This is a genomic window from Verrucomicrobiia bacterium (assembly GCA_035629175.1).
GTDB lineage: Bacteria > Verrucomicrobiota > Verrucomicrobiia > Limisphaerales > DASXHY01 > DASXHY01.
In genome coordinates this window covers 24,290-40,125 of the sequence record DASPIL010000070.1, presented here as the reverse complement: position 1 = coordinate 40,125, position 15,836 = coordinate 24,290, and the positions used below count along the sequence as shown (strand labels likewise).

Sequence of the window (15,836 nt, the reverse complement as noted above, 5' to 3'; positions counted from 1 at the left end):
GGGAAATACTATGAACCTAAAAACCAAACTCCTCGTCTTGTGCGGAATTCCAATCGCGGGCCTGCTCGTCTGCGCGACAGCTTCGTACCTTCTGCAAGTCACCAGCATGCAGCGCATCACCCGGGTTCAGAATGAGAGGATGATGATCGCGGACGTTCTGCGGCAGATGCAGCTCAACACTGTCCAGGTGCAGCAATGGCTGACGGATATTTCTGCCACGCGGGGCCAGGATGGCTTGAACGACGGATTTACGAAAGCAGCCGAGTCCCGAGATGCGTTCGTCGCCAACGGCGAGAAGATGAGACAATTCCTCGCAGCACGCGCCGATTCATCGGGAGTCGAAAAGATGAATGCCTTGGTAGCGTCGTTCGATGCCTATTACCAGGCCGGGCGCTCCATGGCTGAGGCGTACGTGCAGCATGGAACGACCGCGGGGAATCAGAAAATGAGCGACTTTGACAACGCCGCTCAACGCTTCCTGCAGGAACTCGAACCGTTCATCGAACAGCAATCGGAGGAGTCGAAACGTTCCCTCGCCTCGGTTCAACTAAAAGGAAATCGCGTGACGCAGGCCATCTTGCTGGCCGCACTTGGCCTGGCCGCCGCGATGATTACGCTTGGAATTTTCTTTGTTCGCTCGATTACGTCTCCGTTGAATGGAATCGTCGAGGCGCTCTCGCAAGGATCGGAGTTGACGGGGAACGCAGCCCAGCAGGTTTCCTCGTCCAGCCAGACTCTCGCCGAGGGTGCGAGCCAGCAGGCAGCAGCGCTCGAGGAAACCAGCGCCTCCCTCGAGGAACTAGCCTCTATGACCCGCCGCAATGCGGAAAACGCGCACCACGCCAGTGAACTGGCCCGCGCGACGCGCTCTGGCGCCGACACCTGCGCTACCGATATGCAGGCGATGTCCAGCGCGATGGAAGCGATTAAAACGTCCAGTGACGATATCAGCAAGATCATCAGAACGATCGATGAGATCGCCTTCCAAACGAACATCCTCGCACTGAATGCAGCCGTGGAAGCTGCCCGCGCCGGTGAAGCCGGGATGGGATTTGCTGTCGTCGCCGACGAGGTCCGCAATTTGGCGCAACGGAGCGCCCAGGCCGCAAGGGAAACGTCGTCCAAAATCGAAGGAGCCATTTCACGGACCGGGCAAGGAGTCGCGATTTCTGGCAAGGTCGTCACTGCACTCAGCGGAATCGTCAGCCAGATCCGCGAAGTCGATGAACTTGTGGCCGAAGTATCCAGCGCTTCAAAGGAGCAGACCCAGGGAATCAGCCAGATCAATGCGGCCGTCGGCGAAATGGACAAGGTCACGCAGCGCAATGCAGCAAGCGCGGAAGAGAGTGCCGGTGCGGCCGACCAGTTGCATGCCCAGGCCAGAATGATGCATGACTCCGTAGCTGACCTGCGGAAGCTCCTGGGACAGGCGGTCGGTCAAACTTCAGGAAATCTTCGCGCCGAACCGTCCGCTCAACCCAGGCCGGCGGCACAACATCGTTTACCAGGTATGCATCATCGATCTCCCTCGCCGCCGCGGAATGCGTCGGTCCGGAGCACGGACGATCTCATCCGCTGGGAACAAGACCGCATGACCACTGGCGTTGAGAGCATCGATGAGCAGCACCAGGAATTGATCAAGATGATTAACGAACTGCACCGCGCGTGCGTTGCTGGCGCCGGCAAGGACGAACTCGGACGAATGATGAATTTTCTCGCTGCCTATGTGCAAACACACTTCGCGCACGAAGAAGAATTGATGTCCACACACCGATGCCCGACTTCCGCGGCGAACAAAGCGGCACACCTCAAGTTCCTGCAATCCTTCACCAGGTTGAAGGCGAACTTCGAAGAACACGGGCCGACCACGTCAATGCTGCTGGATCTTCAAAGCTTGGTGGGCGATTGGCTCGCAACACACATCTGCTCTATTGACACAGGACTCCGCAAATGTCCCGCCGCGCGATGAAACCGCCCATCCGCACCATCAGAGATTCTCTCCCGGAAGAACAATCGTCCAGCCAGGCGCGGCTGCGAACCCAGTCGATGCAGAATGCCATCCAGGTTGAAAGGCGATTTTTTCGGCGGAGCCACAATTGGATTTACAGCCGGATTGCAGAAGTAGAACACCAAACAAACAAGCAAGGAATGAAAGCTTACTCATACACATACATAGGGTTGCGGGGTCGGCGTTCACTATGTCCCGGCATAGGCGCTTTGCAAACCAGAATTGCGTCCGTGATAACACGCAGAGCAGTCTTTGATATCCGCAAGCGCCGCCTCAGCAAATGGCTGATGATTGGAGCGTCCTTCATGTATGGCGCTGCCTCAAGCACGGCTGCGGAACTCGCCGCGCCTGCTCAGCCGAAGTCCTCGAACTGGAAGTTCGCAGCCTCCGCCACCGTGAAAGAAACGTTCGACAGCAGTGTGTACCTGCAGTCTGAAACGTCACAGGCCGATCGGGAATCGCTCGTCACAAGCTTCCTTCCACAGGCCGGATTTCAGTGGAATCCCACACCCTCGTTCAACGCAAGCGCCAGCTACGCCCCCGAAGCGGCGTTCTATCATTCCGAATCGACGGAAGACTTCGTCGCTCATCGCGCGACGGTTGGAATGTCCGGCAAAAGCAAACACACGGCGTACGACGCGGCGGCCAGTGTGGTGTTCATCGACGGAAGCGATGTGGGACCCACGTGGACCGGTCCGGGCGGAGCCCCTGCCACAGGCGGTCCAGCTGTGCGCGATCGGCGAGACGCTGCGGTATTCAGGTCGGCGTTTCGAGTCACTCAAAACTTTGGGCGCTGGTTCGTTCGTCCCGCTGCGTCCTTGTATATCCATGATTTTCAAACCGAACATCGCAGCACGCCGGGTTATCAAAACTATGTGGACAGGTCCGAGGTGCTCGGCGGATGCGACTTGGGATTTCGCCTGAACGAGAAATCTTCCGTGTCGGCCGGATATCGCTACGGATCCCAGAATCAAGCCAGGTTCCTGGCATTCAGAGACCAGTTCGACAATACGTTTCATCGCATCCTTGCAGGGATGGATGGACAACTGGCCCCGTGGCTGAAGGTTTCGATCGTGCTTGGACCAGAGTTTCGCCGCTATTGCGATGCCGGGTCCGCATCCCTCGGATACCGTAATGAAGTCAACTTCTTCGTCGATGCGGCCGTGACAATCAGCCCTTCGACATCAGACACCATCACGGTCTCTGCGAAGCAGTTCAAGCAGCCCGGCTTTGGCGGGAAAAGCGTCTATGAAGACCTGACTTACGATGCGAGCTGGAAGCACAAGCTCACGGGGCGATGGACTGCCGGAATTGGTGCACGGGCTTACAACACCGACTTTCTGGAACCTGTCACTCGCAACGATTGGATTCTATCGCCAAACGGCTTTGTTAACTGTGCGGTCAACAAACACCTCAATGTCGAAGCCTCCTACTCCTTCGAACGAGGCCTGACACATGATGTGAATTCGTCGGGACGCGAATACACGCGGCATCTGGTGGCGCTGGGTGTTCGCTATACCTTCTTGTAAGCTGGGTCGGCGCGAAAAACGGTGAAGACGTTCGCTGGGAACGCTTCGCCGTTTTTAATAAGCAGCGAGGAACTTTCCGGCTGGATTTGGAACATCAAAGCGTTCCCGGCCGCTTCGGTAGAGCAGCCGCTCAGTCCTGCAGGTGCACCAGCGAATTCACATCGAGAATCAGGCCCACTCTGCCGTCGCCAAGAATCGCGGCTCCGGCGAGTGCCGGGTTCTTGTGAATCATGATCTCGTTCAGATTCTTAATAACAACTTCCTGTTTGTGGAGGAGGCTGTCGACGAGGAGGCAACGCAACTTGGTCCCGCATTGCGCAACGACGACGATGTTGTCCGCCGGATCAGTTGACGCGGGCGTGATTCCAAATAACTGGTGCAAGCGCAACAGGGGAATCAACCGGCCCCGAACGTTCACTAGCTCGGCCCGCCCATGCACGCTTGAAATCATGTCGGGCTGCGGGCGGAACGATTCACGCACGGACAGCGTGGGAATCACATAACGCTCATTCCCAACCCTCACAATGAGACCATCGATTATTGCCAGCGTCAGCGGCAGCGTAATCTTGAAAAGCGTGCCCTTGCCAGCGGTTGATGAAATATCGACGGACCCGCGCAATTTCTCGATGTTGCGTTGAACGACATCAAGCCCAACGCCACGTCCGGAGAGATCGGTCACGGCTTCAGCCGTTGAAAATCCGGCAGCGAATATAAACGCGAAAATCTCCTCGTCGGAATGTTGCGTCCCGGCTGTGGTCAATCCCCGTTCGATCGCCTTTGCGAGGATCCGCTCCTTTTTCAGTCCAGCGCCATCGTCTTCGATTTCGACCACGATGCTGCCGCCCTGATGGTATGCGCGCAAGGTGAGCGTGCCCACTGGCGGCTTGCCCTCGGCGACCCGCTTTTCGGCAGACTCGATGCCATGATCCATCGAGTTTCGGATCATGTGCAGGAGCGGGTCATTCAATTCCTCCACCACGCTGCGATCCAATTCTGTGTCTTCGCCTGTGGTGATGAACTGAACCTTCTTGTTCTGCTTGGCGCTGAGGTCACGGACAACACGCGCCATCTTTTGAAATACGCCTCGGATGGGAACCATTCGAAGCGACATGCTTACGCGTTGGAGCTCGCGTGTGATTCTGCCCAACTGGGCCATGTTGCGGGCGAACTGGGGATCCAGAGCCGGAACCTCCGTGAGGTCCTGGCTCACAAGTGACTGCGCAATCACCATCTCCCCGACAAGGTCCAGCAACCCATCCAGCTTGGCAGTATCCACTTTGATCATGCCGCCATGCTCAGCGCCCTGCTTTGCGGAAGGTTGATTCGCCGGCGCGGGACTTGCGCCTGGCGCCGCAGGAATACTTGCTGGAGTCGCAGCCGGAGCCTCGCTGGCGTTCCCGCGAGCTTCGACCCGCGGGGCGGAATCCGCGGGTTTCCTCGCACCGGAAGGAATCATCGAGCCACTCTGCACGCGTTCGATGAGCTCCTGCACTTCTGCCTTTAAACGCGCAACCGGGATCAAAATGGCGCGGACGGGTTTCGCACCGCTCAACTGCCCATCAATCTCATCGAGGAACTGTCGCAGCACGTCGCGTCCTTCCAAAATCAGCTCGATCACAGCTGCATCTATCACCAGCTTGTTCTGCCGAGCCAGGTCAAGAAGCGATTCCAGAACGTGCGCGAGGCGATTGATAGGAATAAGGTTTAGAAATCCAGCGCCGCCCTTGAAGGTATGAAATGCGCGGAAAACAGTGTTCAACGTCTCGGAATCTGCCGGCTGATTTTCGAGAACAAGGACGCCCTGTTCGATGTTGTCGAGATGTTCCCGCGATTCCGTGACAAACTCACGCAAGAGATCGCCATCCCCGGCCATGTTCAATGTGATCGGCTGCTCATCCGGCGACTCCGAAGGGGTGGGCGGAGGCTTGGGAGGCGCGACGGGCGAAGGTTTCTCGGACTGGAAACCGTCGTCGCTTCCCGCGGGAGAAATGCCCTTTTGAAAATCCATCAGCAGATTGTTCAGCCACTGTATGTCAGCATCGGAAAATGGTTTTCCCGATTCGACCACAGTGACCATGCGTTCCCACGCCTCAGCACTGCGGGTGCGGAGCACTGGATTGTCCCCTGCCGAATCCCTCAGATTGCCGAGCAGGTCAAGGATCGGAAACTGTCCTTCTGTGGAGCCGGCTTGAGCGGTGACGATCTCCATCCCAAGCGCATCGAGCAATCGAACCAGTTGGTCAGGATTTTTCATTTGTTTCTAAGTTTCAGCGTAGCGTCGGGATTACCCGAATGTCGGACGCGCACACTGACGGTGCAACAATGAAAAGATCGGCGGAATGAGTAAAACGCTCTTTTGAAAAACAAGGACATATCTTGTGAAGGAAAGCACCTATTTTGCCCTGCTCTCGAAGATGCGGAACTTCAGGCCTGTTTCAGGTAAACGGCGGGTTGGACAAGGCGCAGAGAATGCCGGATTCCGCTGAGGCTTTCTGAATGCCCAACAAGCAAATAGCCGCCCGGAGCAAGGCGTTCCGTGAGACGCGCAATCAAATCCTCCTGCGTTGGCTTGTCGAAGTAAATCATGACGTTTCGGCAGAGGATCACATGAAACAATTCCACGAATGGATACTTTCCCTCTAGAAGGTTCAAATGATGAAAGCGGACGCACCTCCGGAGGGACTCCTTCACTCGAAAGTATCCATCCCACTTTCCCGTGCCTTTCTGGAAATACTTCCTCAGCAGCTCCGGCCCAACCGCTCCCGCGTGTTCGGTACTGTAGATCGCACCCTTCGCCTGCTCGAGCACCCGCGTCGAAATGTCGGTGCCCTCGATGAACCATGCCGCCGGATCTGCCGGCTGGTAATGTTCGGCAAGATGAATGGCCAGTGAAAAGGGCTCTTCTCCCGTGGAACACGCGGCGCTCCACAGACGAAAGGTTTCCCGTCTCGATGACAATCTAGCGCTCCACTGCGGAATGGCAGTCTGGCGCAGGAAATCAAAGTGCCTTATCTCGCGGAAAAAATGGGTGTGGTTCGTGGAGATTCGATCGATCAGAAAACGAACTTCGTCGCTGCCTTCAGATGAGCGCAGCAGCCTGCAATACTCGCCATAGTTTGGAAGCTGAAGGTGATGCAAGCGCTTTGCGAGTCGCGAACTCACAAGCGTCTTCTTGTCCTTTCCAAGATGGATGCGGCTTTGGTCGTACACCACCTTGCAAATGAAGTGATAATCTTCATCCGCCAGGGGGCTGGAGCCAAAGGTTCGTTCCATAGGGGTATTTGCTAAACGTTAATCGGCGCCCCACGGGTTGACCGTGACGTCTACAAACAGGGAAATTGCACCTGACCGGAAAGCCATCCGCTCCAGACCTCCTCCGCGGCTGGTTGGCGTGTGGAGATCTGCCGAACAGGTGACCGTGGGAACCGACAGCCTGCAGTCCAGCCCTGCGTCGCACAGGTTGGATTTGAAATTACCCGTCATGATGTTGAGCAATTCTCCGATCACGTCGTTGATCTCCGACGCATCAAGAGTCTCATTCGGATCGGCGCCGAGGATTGTAGCGGCGATATTCTGAGCCGATTCCGTGCTCAGGCGCAGATAAACAGAACCTACCGCCTTGCCTGAGAAACCAATCGTCCCTAAAACATGGTCGCCCTGGAGCGTAGGAACGGAATTGCGATCCACGGCTTCCAATTTTTTCGACATCATCGCCTGAAAAGCGCGCATCAGCGCCTGAGCGAGCGGTGTGCCCATTGCGAGAAGCAGCGCGCACCCGAGGCCGCTTCGCATCAATGCGGCCTCGACAGTATCGATTGAGTAATCCGATTCGTCCTCGGCGTCCGGATTGGCGACGCGGAGCAACCTGGCGCGAAGGCTCGGATCCTTATCCACGAGCTTCGCCACGTCGTCCAGATCGGCATCCTGTCGCGAAACCAACTGGGTTAACTGCAAGACACTTTCGGGTATGGGAGCGAAACCGTACCTCTTTGCAAGTTCCTGATACTCTGTTGCTTTTTGCATAGTTGTTTGACGGCTTCGCCCGTTCAGGCGGCAGGCGCCTTTTTCTGCAGATTGATGATCCGGCTGACTTTTTCGATCAGCTCGGTTTCCTTGAACGGTTTGACCAGATAATCCCGCACACCCAGCTTCGCGATCTGCAGCACATTTTCACGTCCTGACTCGGCCGTCAGCATGATGACGGGGATGGCTTTCAGCGCAGGATCCTCCTTCAATTTAGTCAGCATCGTCACGCCATCCATGACGGGCATGGTGACGTCCAGGATGATGATGTCCGGGTTTTCCTTAGCCGCCGCTGCGAGCCCTTCCTCGCCGTTGGTCGCTTCGCAAAATGTGCAGTCGTAGTTCTGGAACGCCCGTTTCACAATGATCCGGATCGTTCGGCTGTCATCGACACTCAGAATTTTCATGGCAATTACCGGTTGTTAAATTTGACGTGAACCTCCACGACAACGAAATCACTGTTGCATTGGAATACGAGAATCGTCTGTTCGACTCCTGGCATGGGCTCAATTTGAAATGATGCGCCACGAATGATGCCCGGGGTGCTGATCGCGCACGGCGCTCCCGTATCACACAGCCATGACTTCAATCCGCCAGCCAGCATATTAGAAACCTCACCGACAACGTCATTCACCTCCGCATCACCGGGTGGCTCCTCGGCGGGAAGCCCCAGCATGACGCTTGCAGCGCGTGATGCAAAGGAAGCTGACATGTGAAGATACACCGCCCCGTTGATGTCGTCTCCGCCGAAACCGACCGATCCGCTGACACGGTCCGTGATTTTCGGAACGTCCTGTTCAGGGGTGAGCACGGCATCCTGCGAGAGCATGGTGGTGAACACTTCCGTCAAGTGGCCCTTCATGAAATTGCGAATGCCTGAGAGATCCAAAGTTTGATTCATAATTACTTTGCCGCCGGGGTGCTGTTGAACGACTCCGGCGTGGGGGCATGCCGCGGGATCGTGTGTGAATTGTATTCCAGTGCGCGGATGATGGCAGAAGGAATATTGTCGAGCGGCAGTACCTTATCGACTACGCCCAAATCCACCGCTGCGCGCGGCATGCCGTAAACAACACAGGTCGATTCGTCTTGGGCAATCGTTTGGGAGCCTGCGGCTTTCAGTTTCTTCATTCCTTGGGCACCGTCGGAACCCATGCCAGTCAACAGGACGGTCACCGCGTGCGAACCGGCGCAGGCCGCTGCCGAGTTGAAAAGAACATCGACCGCGGGGCGCGTGTAATGCAAGGGGGGGCCCTGATGCAGCCGGGCAGTGTAATGCCCGCCGTTCCATTCCAAAGCCATATGGTAGTCTCCAGGAGCTATCAATACCCGGCCAGGCTTCACTTCGTCACCGTGAGCTGCCTCCCTCACCTCCATTGCGCAACAGTCATTCAGGCGGTCTGCAAAGGCCTTCGAGAAAACTGCGGGAATGTGCTGCACGATGCAGATCCCCGGGAGTCCCGCAGGCAGCTGCGTAAGAACTCTTTTGATTGCCTCGGTTCCCCCGGTTGAGGCTCCCAAAACCACAAGTTGACGGGGATTAAATTTTCCGGCGGAGAGTATGGGCGGCGCATCCGGCGCGGCAACGGTGCGAGGCAGGGTTCCGAACCGGGCCCTCGCCGCTCCTTTGACCCGATGCGCCAGTTGTTCACCTAAATTTCCGATGCTCCACGCCGATCCCGGCTTCGCTAGCACATCGACGGCCCCGGCGTCCAATGCCGCAAGGGCTGCACTCGATCCCGCCTGGGTCAGGGAACTCACCACCACAACCGGGATGGGCCGATGCTGTTGCAGCACGCGCAGGAAGGTCAGCCCGTCCATTCGTGGCATCTCGATATCGAGGGTCATTACGTCGGGATTCAACTCGAGAATCTTATCGCGGGCGACGTAAGGGTCGCATGCGGTTCCCGCCACCTCGATCTCCGGATCCCGCGACAGCGCATCGGAAATGGCGCGCCGGACCACGGCTGAATCGTCAACAATGAGAACACGAATTTTTCGGGCGGCAATCATACCATGCTCATCATTTCCTCGACGCGGGCGAAAGATTCACGGACATCAATAACGAGCAATTCCAATCTTTCTTGCGTAATACCCAACTCCTCTGCCAGGTCATCCTGGATTGCAATCGCGTAAGCATCCCAGCCCGGCGCAGAACCAGCCAGGTGCACTGAAACGTCAGCAATGTGGGCGATGGCCGAGAGACCCGGACTCGGTTTCAGCATCGGCTGATGGTGATATTCGACGGCTTCTACTATCGCAGCGGGAAGATTCCACTTTCGCAGCAATGCCGCGCCCACTCGCGCATGGTCAGTTCCAAGAACTTCCTGTTCGGCCACTACGCGGGCGGATCCCGCGCTGATGCGGCTCCGGATTTCCGACTGACGCTCCGGGATCAGCACGTGGTTCATGACTAATTTTCCAATGTCATGAAGCAACCCCGCCGTGAACGCTGCCCCGAGTTCGGCATCGATCATTCCCGTTTTCGCGATCAGCTCCGCTGCGTTCGCAGTGGCGAGAGAATGGTGCCAGAGTTCCTTCGCCTCAACGGCGTAGCCTGGCAGGGGAACCTGCATCGTCGCGCTGAACTCAAGGGCGAGCACCGTTTCGAGGATCTGTTGGTGCCCAAGCAGCATGACGGCCTGATCGACTGAGGAGATCTCGCTGAATCCGAAATAGGGCGAATTGCAAGCGCGCAGCAGCTTCGCCGTGAGCACGTTGTCGCATCGGAGAATATCGACGACCGAGTCGTTGCCTGCGTCGGGCTGGTCCAGCAGACTCACGAGGCGCAAGGCCGCCTGCGATGCAAATCGCGTGTCCTTTGATTGTTCAACCATTTCTTCAGCAGTCATAAAAAGTATGCAGCGGTTCCCGGGCTCTTGACCGAGACTTGGCCAGTGCCCATATCCATGCGAATTGTCCGTGAGGCCGGCCCTCCGACGTCGTGCGCGTGGATCGTGTAGCCGTTCCGGCTAAGCAGGTCGCGCAGACAGCGATTGTTCCGCTCGCCGATGTTGAAAATCCGCTGGGGGTCGAGCAACTGAGCACCGCCGGCGACCTTAATAATAAGCCGATCCCGGACAGCTCCCAGGTTGCACACAGCGCGGAACATCCGGGGAACACCCGTATCGACGAACATGTATGGCATATCGATCCCCTTCGCGGGATCAATCGCCGAATCCGGCAGCATGACATGCAGAAGTCCGCCAATCTTTTTTGCAGGATCGTAAACTGTGATCCCGAGACATGATCCCAGTGAATAGGTAACCAGTTCCGCGCCCGGGTCATTGCTGGCGGCCATGTCCGCCACCCCCACGACGAGCGTCTTTCGGGGCGGGGCAATAACCCACTTTGCTGCGAGCGACATAATGATAAAGAGTTCCCGGCGGCAACAGCTGCCTCTCAGCCAGCTCGCAATACGTGGAAATTTGCATCCCCAAAGGAATTGGCAAAGATCGTCTCGAGATAAAATTCCAGTTTAACCATTCGTGCTTCGCGGCCCATCGATGCAGCCGGTGTTCTATCGGTGCCACAATGGCCGACTTGACTGATGGCATTCAGGTGTAAGGAGATGAAATTGTGAGAATTATTTCACGTTGTCTCCTCCACGCGAGACTCAACAGGCCTCTGATTTATTCTCGAGGATCAGTTTTGTCTTAAAGTCACACGCCAGCTGTCCATTGCGCATCACCGGAATCAACAGATCTTCATGATCCAGTTCAGCAGGGAAGTGCTTGCGACGTGTCGGGTCCAGGGGATCAACGATCGACACACTTACCAGGACCGCCCGGGTCATGTCGTAAAGTGCGTCTCCAACAAGCATGCCGTCTTAAAGTTGAGAATGTTCAGCAACGCCGTTTCTACCAGCTGCGCCTGAAGAATCGATCCCTGAACACGAAGCAGCGGTTGGTGTGGAAAGACAACGGTTCCTTCAGGAATGGCATCCACATCACAACAGAATCCAACATCATCCAAATACGCAAGGAATGCCGCTTCGAACAAAGGCAGCCATAGGCCATGGTGAGTTGGTACAGGTCGGTGAGTAAAGCGGTTCGCGCCCACACACCCCTTTTCAGCCGCGTTCACGGTTTTATCAAGGCTTGCGTAGACGGAAGTTCGATTGGTTCCGTTTGGAATGCAAGGGCCCCAATGTTCGCCCCGCACGGTCAGTCGTCTGGACAACCCCAGGCCGAGGCTGTCACGCGAATACCTGTTTGTAGTGACGATACCAATTGCTCTGAAACAGCTCTTCGGGGTCGTAACGGAGCTTCTGTTGCAGGAATGCTTGAAACTGCGGGTAACAGGAGATCACCTGTTCACGCGTCGCGTATCGATGATAGGTCAGGTAAAAACTGCCGCCGCGCCCGATTGCCAGATCGATGAGCTTTCGGAAGGTTCGCGCCGTCCGTTCCTTTCCCTCCTGTGTGTGTGGTGTATGCAAGTTGAAGATCACACACGCGTAATCCTGCCGTGCCCAACAGAGAAAACTTTCGTCGTCCTTCTCAATGACCCGAATGGTTCCATAGATGAGAGGCGCTGCATCGTCCCGGCGAAGCTCCTCCTTTGCCGCTGCAAGGAATTGCGGAAGAGAGTCGCGAGGCACGTTCAACTCGCCAATGACCTCAGTTGCCGGAACTGTCGCTCCCATTCGTGTGTCCAGTTCGCCGTGATAATGGTCGAAGTAATCGCTCACGTACTGCGTATCCGACTCGTAGAGCTGGCCTGACGTTGCCAAATAATGCTCTGCATAGCGTTCGAAGGCTGCGGTTGGATTTGTGTGGGCAAGATAGATCAGCATTTTCCATTCGTCGGCGGTGAGCTTTCTCCTCTCCGCGGGCAGCGGAGCTGAGTCGGCAATGGGTTCGTAGCACGCGAAAATTCCGCGACGAAGAAAAGCGTCGGACTTGGGATCTATCGCGAATTGGAAGTCGCCAAAAAGATATCCATCGCGAATGCGGTTCGCGAATGCCCCCGGCAATTCAGGAACCTCAAGCAACTGCACCACCCGCCGCACTTTCCGAGCAGGCACCAGCCGAAGGGTCGCCGAATATATGAAACCGAACAGGCCGTATCCGCCAATCGCCAGGCTGAAGAGATCCGGATTGTGTTCGCGGCTGCAAAGGTGAACGTCGCCGTCCGTGTCGATCAACGTGAAGGACTCAACATGCGTTATGAACGGCGGCAGTGTTAAACCACGGCCGTGGGCATTTGCAGCGAGCGCGCCGCCAATGCTCAGCCGATCGGTTCCCGTTTGCTTCTGCGCGACTGTCCAGGCCGGCTTCCCGCTGACTCGCGCCTGCCGCAGAAATCCCATCAATCGCGGCCATTGTATTCCAGTCTCGACCTCGATGGTCCCCGCCGCGGAGTCGAAGTGCAAGACGCGGGACATCAAGCGCGTGTCGATGAGTTCAACATCTGTCGCAAACTGCTGCCCTCCGGCTGCGTGACGCCCGCCAGCGATGCTGATGGAACGACGCTCGCGGCGGGCGCGGCGAAGAACATTCCTGGCTTCTTGCATCGATCGCACTGGAGTCACGCGGTGGACCCGCGTGGGATTCAGTTGCGTGTGGACATCGTTCACGACCATTGAATCGTCGCGATCCGGCATCGTGATGCATCCTGCAGCCGAGGCCACTGTTGCCGTGGCTGCATTCCTGAGAAAGGTTCTGCGGGAAATCTTCATTGTTTCGGACCCGACTCTATTCGCCCGTGGCGCAGGGGCTAAATCGAAAAAAATGGAATGCCTATTGGTTTTGGCGATGTGATTATTCTTGGTCATTCGCGCGCGGTTTTCCAGGATCTGGCGCAACGGGCAACGACCGCCACGCTTGAATGAAGACGATCCTCTTGGTTATCACCGCATCCCTCATACTGTGTGGCTGCAGCCCAGACGAACGGAGGAACACCCGGGATCCGGCCATCCCTAACGATCAAGAACTCTCCGTGTCGAGCGCCGCCCCGATGCCGGAACTCAATGCACGATTTGAGCGGACGGAAGGGTGGATCGGCGCAGACGGCGCGTATTCGGCCGCACTTTCAGCTGAGCGCACGCTTTGGTTATTCAGCGACACGTGGGTTGGGACAGTTCGGAATGGAAGCCGGACCAACGCAACCATAATTAATAATTCGATTGGAGTGCAGACTGGAAACGGAGACAACGGGCGCCTCGAGTTCGTTTTCAAGCAGCGCGAAGACGGGAGCCCCGATGCATTGATCACCCCTGCCGATGGAAGGGGATGGTTTTGGCTCCAGGCAGGAATTGAGCATCGGGGGAAACTTTATGTGTTTCTGTCGCAAGTTGAGAAAACTGCCGATCCCGGGGTTTTTGGTTTTCGCCACATAGGCCAATGGCTTGGCGTCATTTCGAATCCTTACGACAACCCCGCGTCCTGGAATATAAAACAACAGAAGCTGCCGTTTGCGATTTTTACCGGCCGACGCCACCTGGCCTTTGGCGCAGCCGTATTGCGGAAAGGTGAGGAGATTTACGTCTACGGCACTGATGACGATCTTACTGTTCCAGTTCGCAATCGCCGTTTGGTGGTCGCGAAAGTTCCATCAGCGGATCTAGAACATTTCAGCAGGTGGCGGTTTTATTACAACGGCGATTGGCAGAGTGGTTCCACGAAGTTGAGTCCGCTTGCGGACCACGTTGCAACCGAATGCTCCGTTACCTATCTGCCGGCTTTCCAACGTTACGTACTTGTCTACAACGAAAACGGATTATCCGATCGCATTCTGGTTCGAACCGCAGCCGATCCGGCGGGACCATGGTCCACGCCGAGCCTCGCATACACGTGTCCCGAGATGAAGCAGGACGCGCGTGTCTTCTGCTATGCGGCCAAGGCTCATCCGTCCGAAGCTGATGACGACGAGATCGTGCTGAGCTACGTCGCGAACTCCTTTGACTTCTCTCATGCTGTTGCCGACGCGCGTCTGTATTGGCCCCGCTTCGTCCGCCTTAATTTCCGGTTCGAATAAGAGCCCACTCGTGACTTGAGTCTCTTCCGTGGTGAGCCGCAATGGTTCGCTTGAGTGAGCGGATGTGCGGGTCTACTATCCCGTGTGGAACACTAGGAAACCCATGGACAACGAACACCTTCCTGAACAGGACGCCGCGTCACAACCTCAATCTCACGATCAGCGGGCTGACTACGATGCGCAACGCCGGCGTTGTCCTGTTGCGCACAATTCAACTGGCGGGTGGTCTCTTTACGAACACGCGGACGTGCTGCGCGCCCTGCTTGATCATGACACTTTCAGCAATGCCGTTTCCCAGCATCTCTCAGTGCCGAACGGGATGGACCCGCCTGAACACACGCCGTATCGCAGGCTCATCGAAAAATATTTCACACCCGAGCGCATGCAGACCTTCGAGCCGGTTTGCCGCAAAATTGCGCAGGGCCTGGTAAACGATCTGGTGCAGCGGGGACAGGTGGAGTTCATGTCCGAGGTGGCTTCGCGGTTTGGTGTGGCGGTGCAGTGCGCCTTCCTGGGCTGGCCCGACACCCTGCAAGGAACGCTGCTGCGATGGCTGCGCAGGAATCGTGACGCAACGCTCGCGCAGGACCGGAAAGCGCTGTCGGAGATCGCGCGCGAGTTCGAAGCCATCATCGACGATCTGCTCGAGAAGAGACGCGCCGCCGGCTCCGGTCCGGATGTCGATATTACCGCATCCTTGATGCACGAAGAGGTCTGGCAGCGCCCGCTGAGCAATGAGGAGCTTTCAAGCATTCTTCGGAATTGGACTGCGGGCGAGATCGGCACCATTTCGGCCGCGGTTGGAATCATTGCAGAGTTCCTCGCCCGACGGCAGGACGTGCAGGATCGACTGCGCAGGGAACGCCACCTCCTTCCCGCCGCGATTGATGAGATCCTTCGCATCCGCGGTCCTCTCGTTTCCAATCGCCGCATCACCAGGCGCCCTGTGGAAATAGGCAACCAGCAGATCGGCAAGGGTGAACGGATCACTTTGAACTGGGTTTCGGCGAATCGGGATGAAAAGGTGTTCGGCAATCCTGACGAATTCCGGCTCGGCCGCGATCCAGCGAAGAATCTGCTGTATGGCGCGGGCATTCATGTGTGTCCCGGGGCGCCTCTTGCATCCCTGGAAATGCGCGCCTTCCTCGAGGAACTGCTCAATTCCACAGAGCGGATTCAGTTGGTTGCCGACGAGCCTGCAACGCTCGCCAGCTACCCTGCGAGTGGATTTGCAACATTGCCCCTGAGGTTTCACTGAAGCGCACCGTCATCCTCGCTCCTGCGTACGGCAGCGG

The 15,836-nt window shown here is 56.8% G+C and carries 14 protein-coding genes and 1 pseudogene; 4 read left to right on the top strand and 11 right to left on the bottom strand.

The window, feature by feature from the left end; all coding sequences use genetic code 11:
* Nucleotides 1-10: 10 nt before the first annotated feature.
* Both VEH04_12650 and VEH04_12645 read left to right on the top strand, forming a co-directional pair.
* On the top strand, nucleotides 11-1,969 hold the full coding sequence (locus tag VEH04_12650) for a bacteriohemerythrin (protein ID HYG23625.1): 1,959 nt from the start codon (nucleotides 11-13) through the stop codon (nucleotides 1,967-1,969).
* Between the two features lie 269 nt (nucleotides 1,970-2,238).
* Complete coding sequence (locus VEH04_12645) at nucleotides 2,239-3,537, top strand: hypothetical protein (protein ID HYG23624.1); 1,299 nt, start codon at nucleotides 2,239-2,241, stop codon at nucleotides 3,535-3,537.
* A 130-nt stretch (nucleotides 3,538-3,667) separates the two neighbouring features.
* Here VEH04_12645 and VEH04_12640 read toward each other — a convergent pair whose 3' ends face one another.
* From VEH04_12640 to VEH04_12590, 11 genes and pseudogenes are all read right to left on the bottom strand, one after another.
* Nucleotides 3,668-5,791: a chemotaxis protein CheA gene (locus VEH04_12640; protein ID HYG23623.1), complete on the bottom strand. Its 2,124-nt coding sequence runs from the start codon at nucleotides 5,789-5,791 to the stop codon at nucleotides 3,668-3,670.
* 170 nt (nucleotides 5,792-5,961) lie between these two features.
* Nucleotides 5,962-6,810, bottom strand: a complete 849-nt coding sequence (locus VEH04_12635; GenBank protein HYG23622.1) for a CheR family methyltransferase — start codon at nucleotides 6,808-6,810, stop codon at nucleotides 5,962-5,964.
* Nucleotides 6,811-6,828: 18 nt separating this feature from the next.
* Nucleotides 6,829-7,560: a chemotaxis protein CheX gene (locus VEH04_12630; protein HYG23621.1), complete on the bottom strand. Its 732-nt coding sequence runs from the start codon at nucleotides 7,558-7,560 to the stop codon at nucleotides 6,829-6,831.
* A 23-nt stretch (nucleotides 7,561-7,583) separates the two neighbouring features.
* On the bottom strand, nucleotides 7,584-7,967 hold the full coding sequence (locus VEH04_12625) for a response regulator (protein HYG23620.1): 384 nt from the start codon (nucleotides 7,965-7,967) through the stop codon (nucleotides 7,584-7,586).
* 5 nt (nucleotides 7,968-7,972) lie between these two features.
* Nucleotides 7,973-8,461, bottom strand: coding sequence for a chemotaxis protein CheX (locus tag VEH04_12620; GenBank protein HYG23619.1), 489 nt, complete (start codon nucleotides 8,459-8,461; stop codon nucleotides 7,973-7,975).
* A gap of 2 nt (nucleotides 8,462-8,463) precedes the next feature.
* Nucleotides 8,464-9,573: a chemotaxis response regulator protein-glutamate methylesterase gene (locus VEH04_12615; protein HYG23618.1), complete on the bottom strand. Its 1,110-nt coding sequence runs from the start codon at nucleotides 9,571-9,573 to the stop codon at nucleotides 8,464-8,466.
* Complete coding sequence (locus VEH04_12610) at nucleotides 9,570-10,412, bottom strand: HDOD domain-containing protein (protein ID HYG23617.1); 843 nt, start codon at nucleotides 10,410-10,412, stop codon at nucleotides 9,570-9,572. The genes VEH04_12615 and VEH04_12610 overlap by 4 nt, the downstream gene beginning before the upstream one ends.
* A complete protein-coding gene (locus VEH04_12605; GenBank protein ID HYG23616.1) occupies nucleotides 10,409-10,927 on the bottom strand; it encodes a chemotaxis protein CheD in 519 nt (172 codons plus the stop codon). The genes VEH04_12610 and VEH04_12605 overlap by 4 nt, the downstream gene beginning before the upstream one ends.
* Before the next feature lie 249 nt (nucleotides 10,928-11,176).
* Nucleotides 11,177-11,383 carry a hypothetical protein gene (locus VEH04_12600; GenBank protein HYG23615.1) on the bottom strand — a complete coding sequence of 69 codons (207 nt, stop codon included), beginning with the start codon at nucleotides 11,381-11,383 and terminating at the stop codon, nucleotides 11,177-11,179.
* Nucleotides 11,384-11,385: 2 nt separating this feature from the next.
* Nucleotides 11,386-11,565: pseudogene (locus tag VEH04_12595) on the bottom strand (nicotinate phosphoribosyltransferase).
* A 193-nt stretch (nucleotides 11,566-11,758) separates the two neighbouring features.
* A complete protein-coding gene (locus VEH04_12590) occupies nucleotides 11,759-13,243 on the bottom strand; it encodes an FAD-binding oxidoreductase (GenBank protein ID HYG23614.1) in 1,485 nt (494 codons plus the stop codon).
* 260 nt (nucleotides 13,244-13,503) lie between these two features.
* Here VEH04_12590 and VEH04_12585 point away from each other — a divergent pair, with 260 nt between their 5' ends.
* Both VEH04_12585 and VEH04_12580 read left to right on the top strand, forming a co-directional pair.
* Nucleotides 13,504-14,541 (top strand): DUF4185 domain-containing protein, encoded by a 1,038-nt coding sequence (locus tag VEH04_12585; protein ID HYG23613.1) that lies wholly within the window; start codon nucleotides 13,504-13,506, stop codon nucleotides 14,539-14,541.
* Between the two features lie 103 nt (nucleotides 14,542-14,644).
* A complete protein-coding gene (locus tag VEH04_12580) occupies nucleotides 14,645-15,799 on the top strand; it encodes a cytochrome P450 (protein HYG23612.1) in 1,155 nt (384 codons plus the stop codon).
* Nucleotides 15,800-15,836 lie beyond the last annotated feature (37 nt).

Bases quoted from the DNA above. Each gene is read 5' to 3' on its own strand.
- VEH04_12640 (HYG23623.1), bottom strand. From the start codon at position 5,791: ATGAAAAATCCTGACCAACTGGTTCGATTGCTCGATGCGCTTGGGATG.
- VEH04_12600 (HYG23615.1), bottom strand. From the start codon at position 11,383: ATGCTTGTTGGAGACGCACTTTACGACATGACCCGGGCGGTCCTGGTA.
- VEH04_12590 (HYG23614.1), bottom strand. From the start codon at position 13,243: ATGAAGATTTCCCGCAGAACCTTTCTCAGGAATGCAGCCACGGCAACA.
- VEH04_12620 (HYG23619.1), bottom strand. From the start codon at position 8,461: ATGAATCAAACTTTGGATCTCTCAGGCATTCGCAATTTCATGAAGGGC.
- VEH04_12610 (HYG23617.1), bottom strand. From the start codon at position 10,412: ATGACTGCTGAAGAAATGGTTGAACAATCAAAGGACACGCGATTTGCA.
- VEH04_12625 (HYG23620.1), bottom strand. From the start codon at position 7,967: ATGAAAATTCTGAGTGTCGATGACAGCCGAACGATCCGGATCATTGTG.
- VEH04_12630 (HYG23621.1), bottom strand. From the start codon at position 7,560: ATGCAAAAAGCAACAGAGTATCAGGAACTTGCAAAGAGGTACGGTTTC.
- VEH04_12580 (HYG23612.1), top strand. From the start codon at position 14,645: ATGGACAACGAACACCTTCCTGAACAGGACGCCGCGTCACAACCTCAA.
- VEH04_12615 (HYG23618.1), bottom strand. From the start codon at position 9,573: ATGATTGCCGCCCGAAAAATTCGTGTTCTCATTGTTGACGATTCAGCC.
- VEH04_12605 (HYG23616.1), bottom strand. From the start codon at position 10,927: ATGTCGCTCGCAGCAAAGTGGGTTATTGCCCCGCCCCGAAAGACGCTC.
- VEH04_12650 (HYG23625.1), top strand. From the start codon at position 11: ATGAACCTAAAAACCAAACTCCTCGTCTTGTGCGGAATTCCAATCGCG.
- VEH04_12635 (HYG23622.1), bottom strand. From the start codon at position 6,810: ATGGAACGAACCTTTGGCTCCAGCCCCCTGGCGGATGAAGATTATCAC.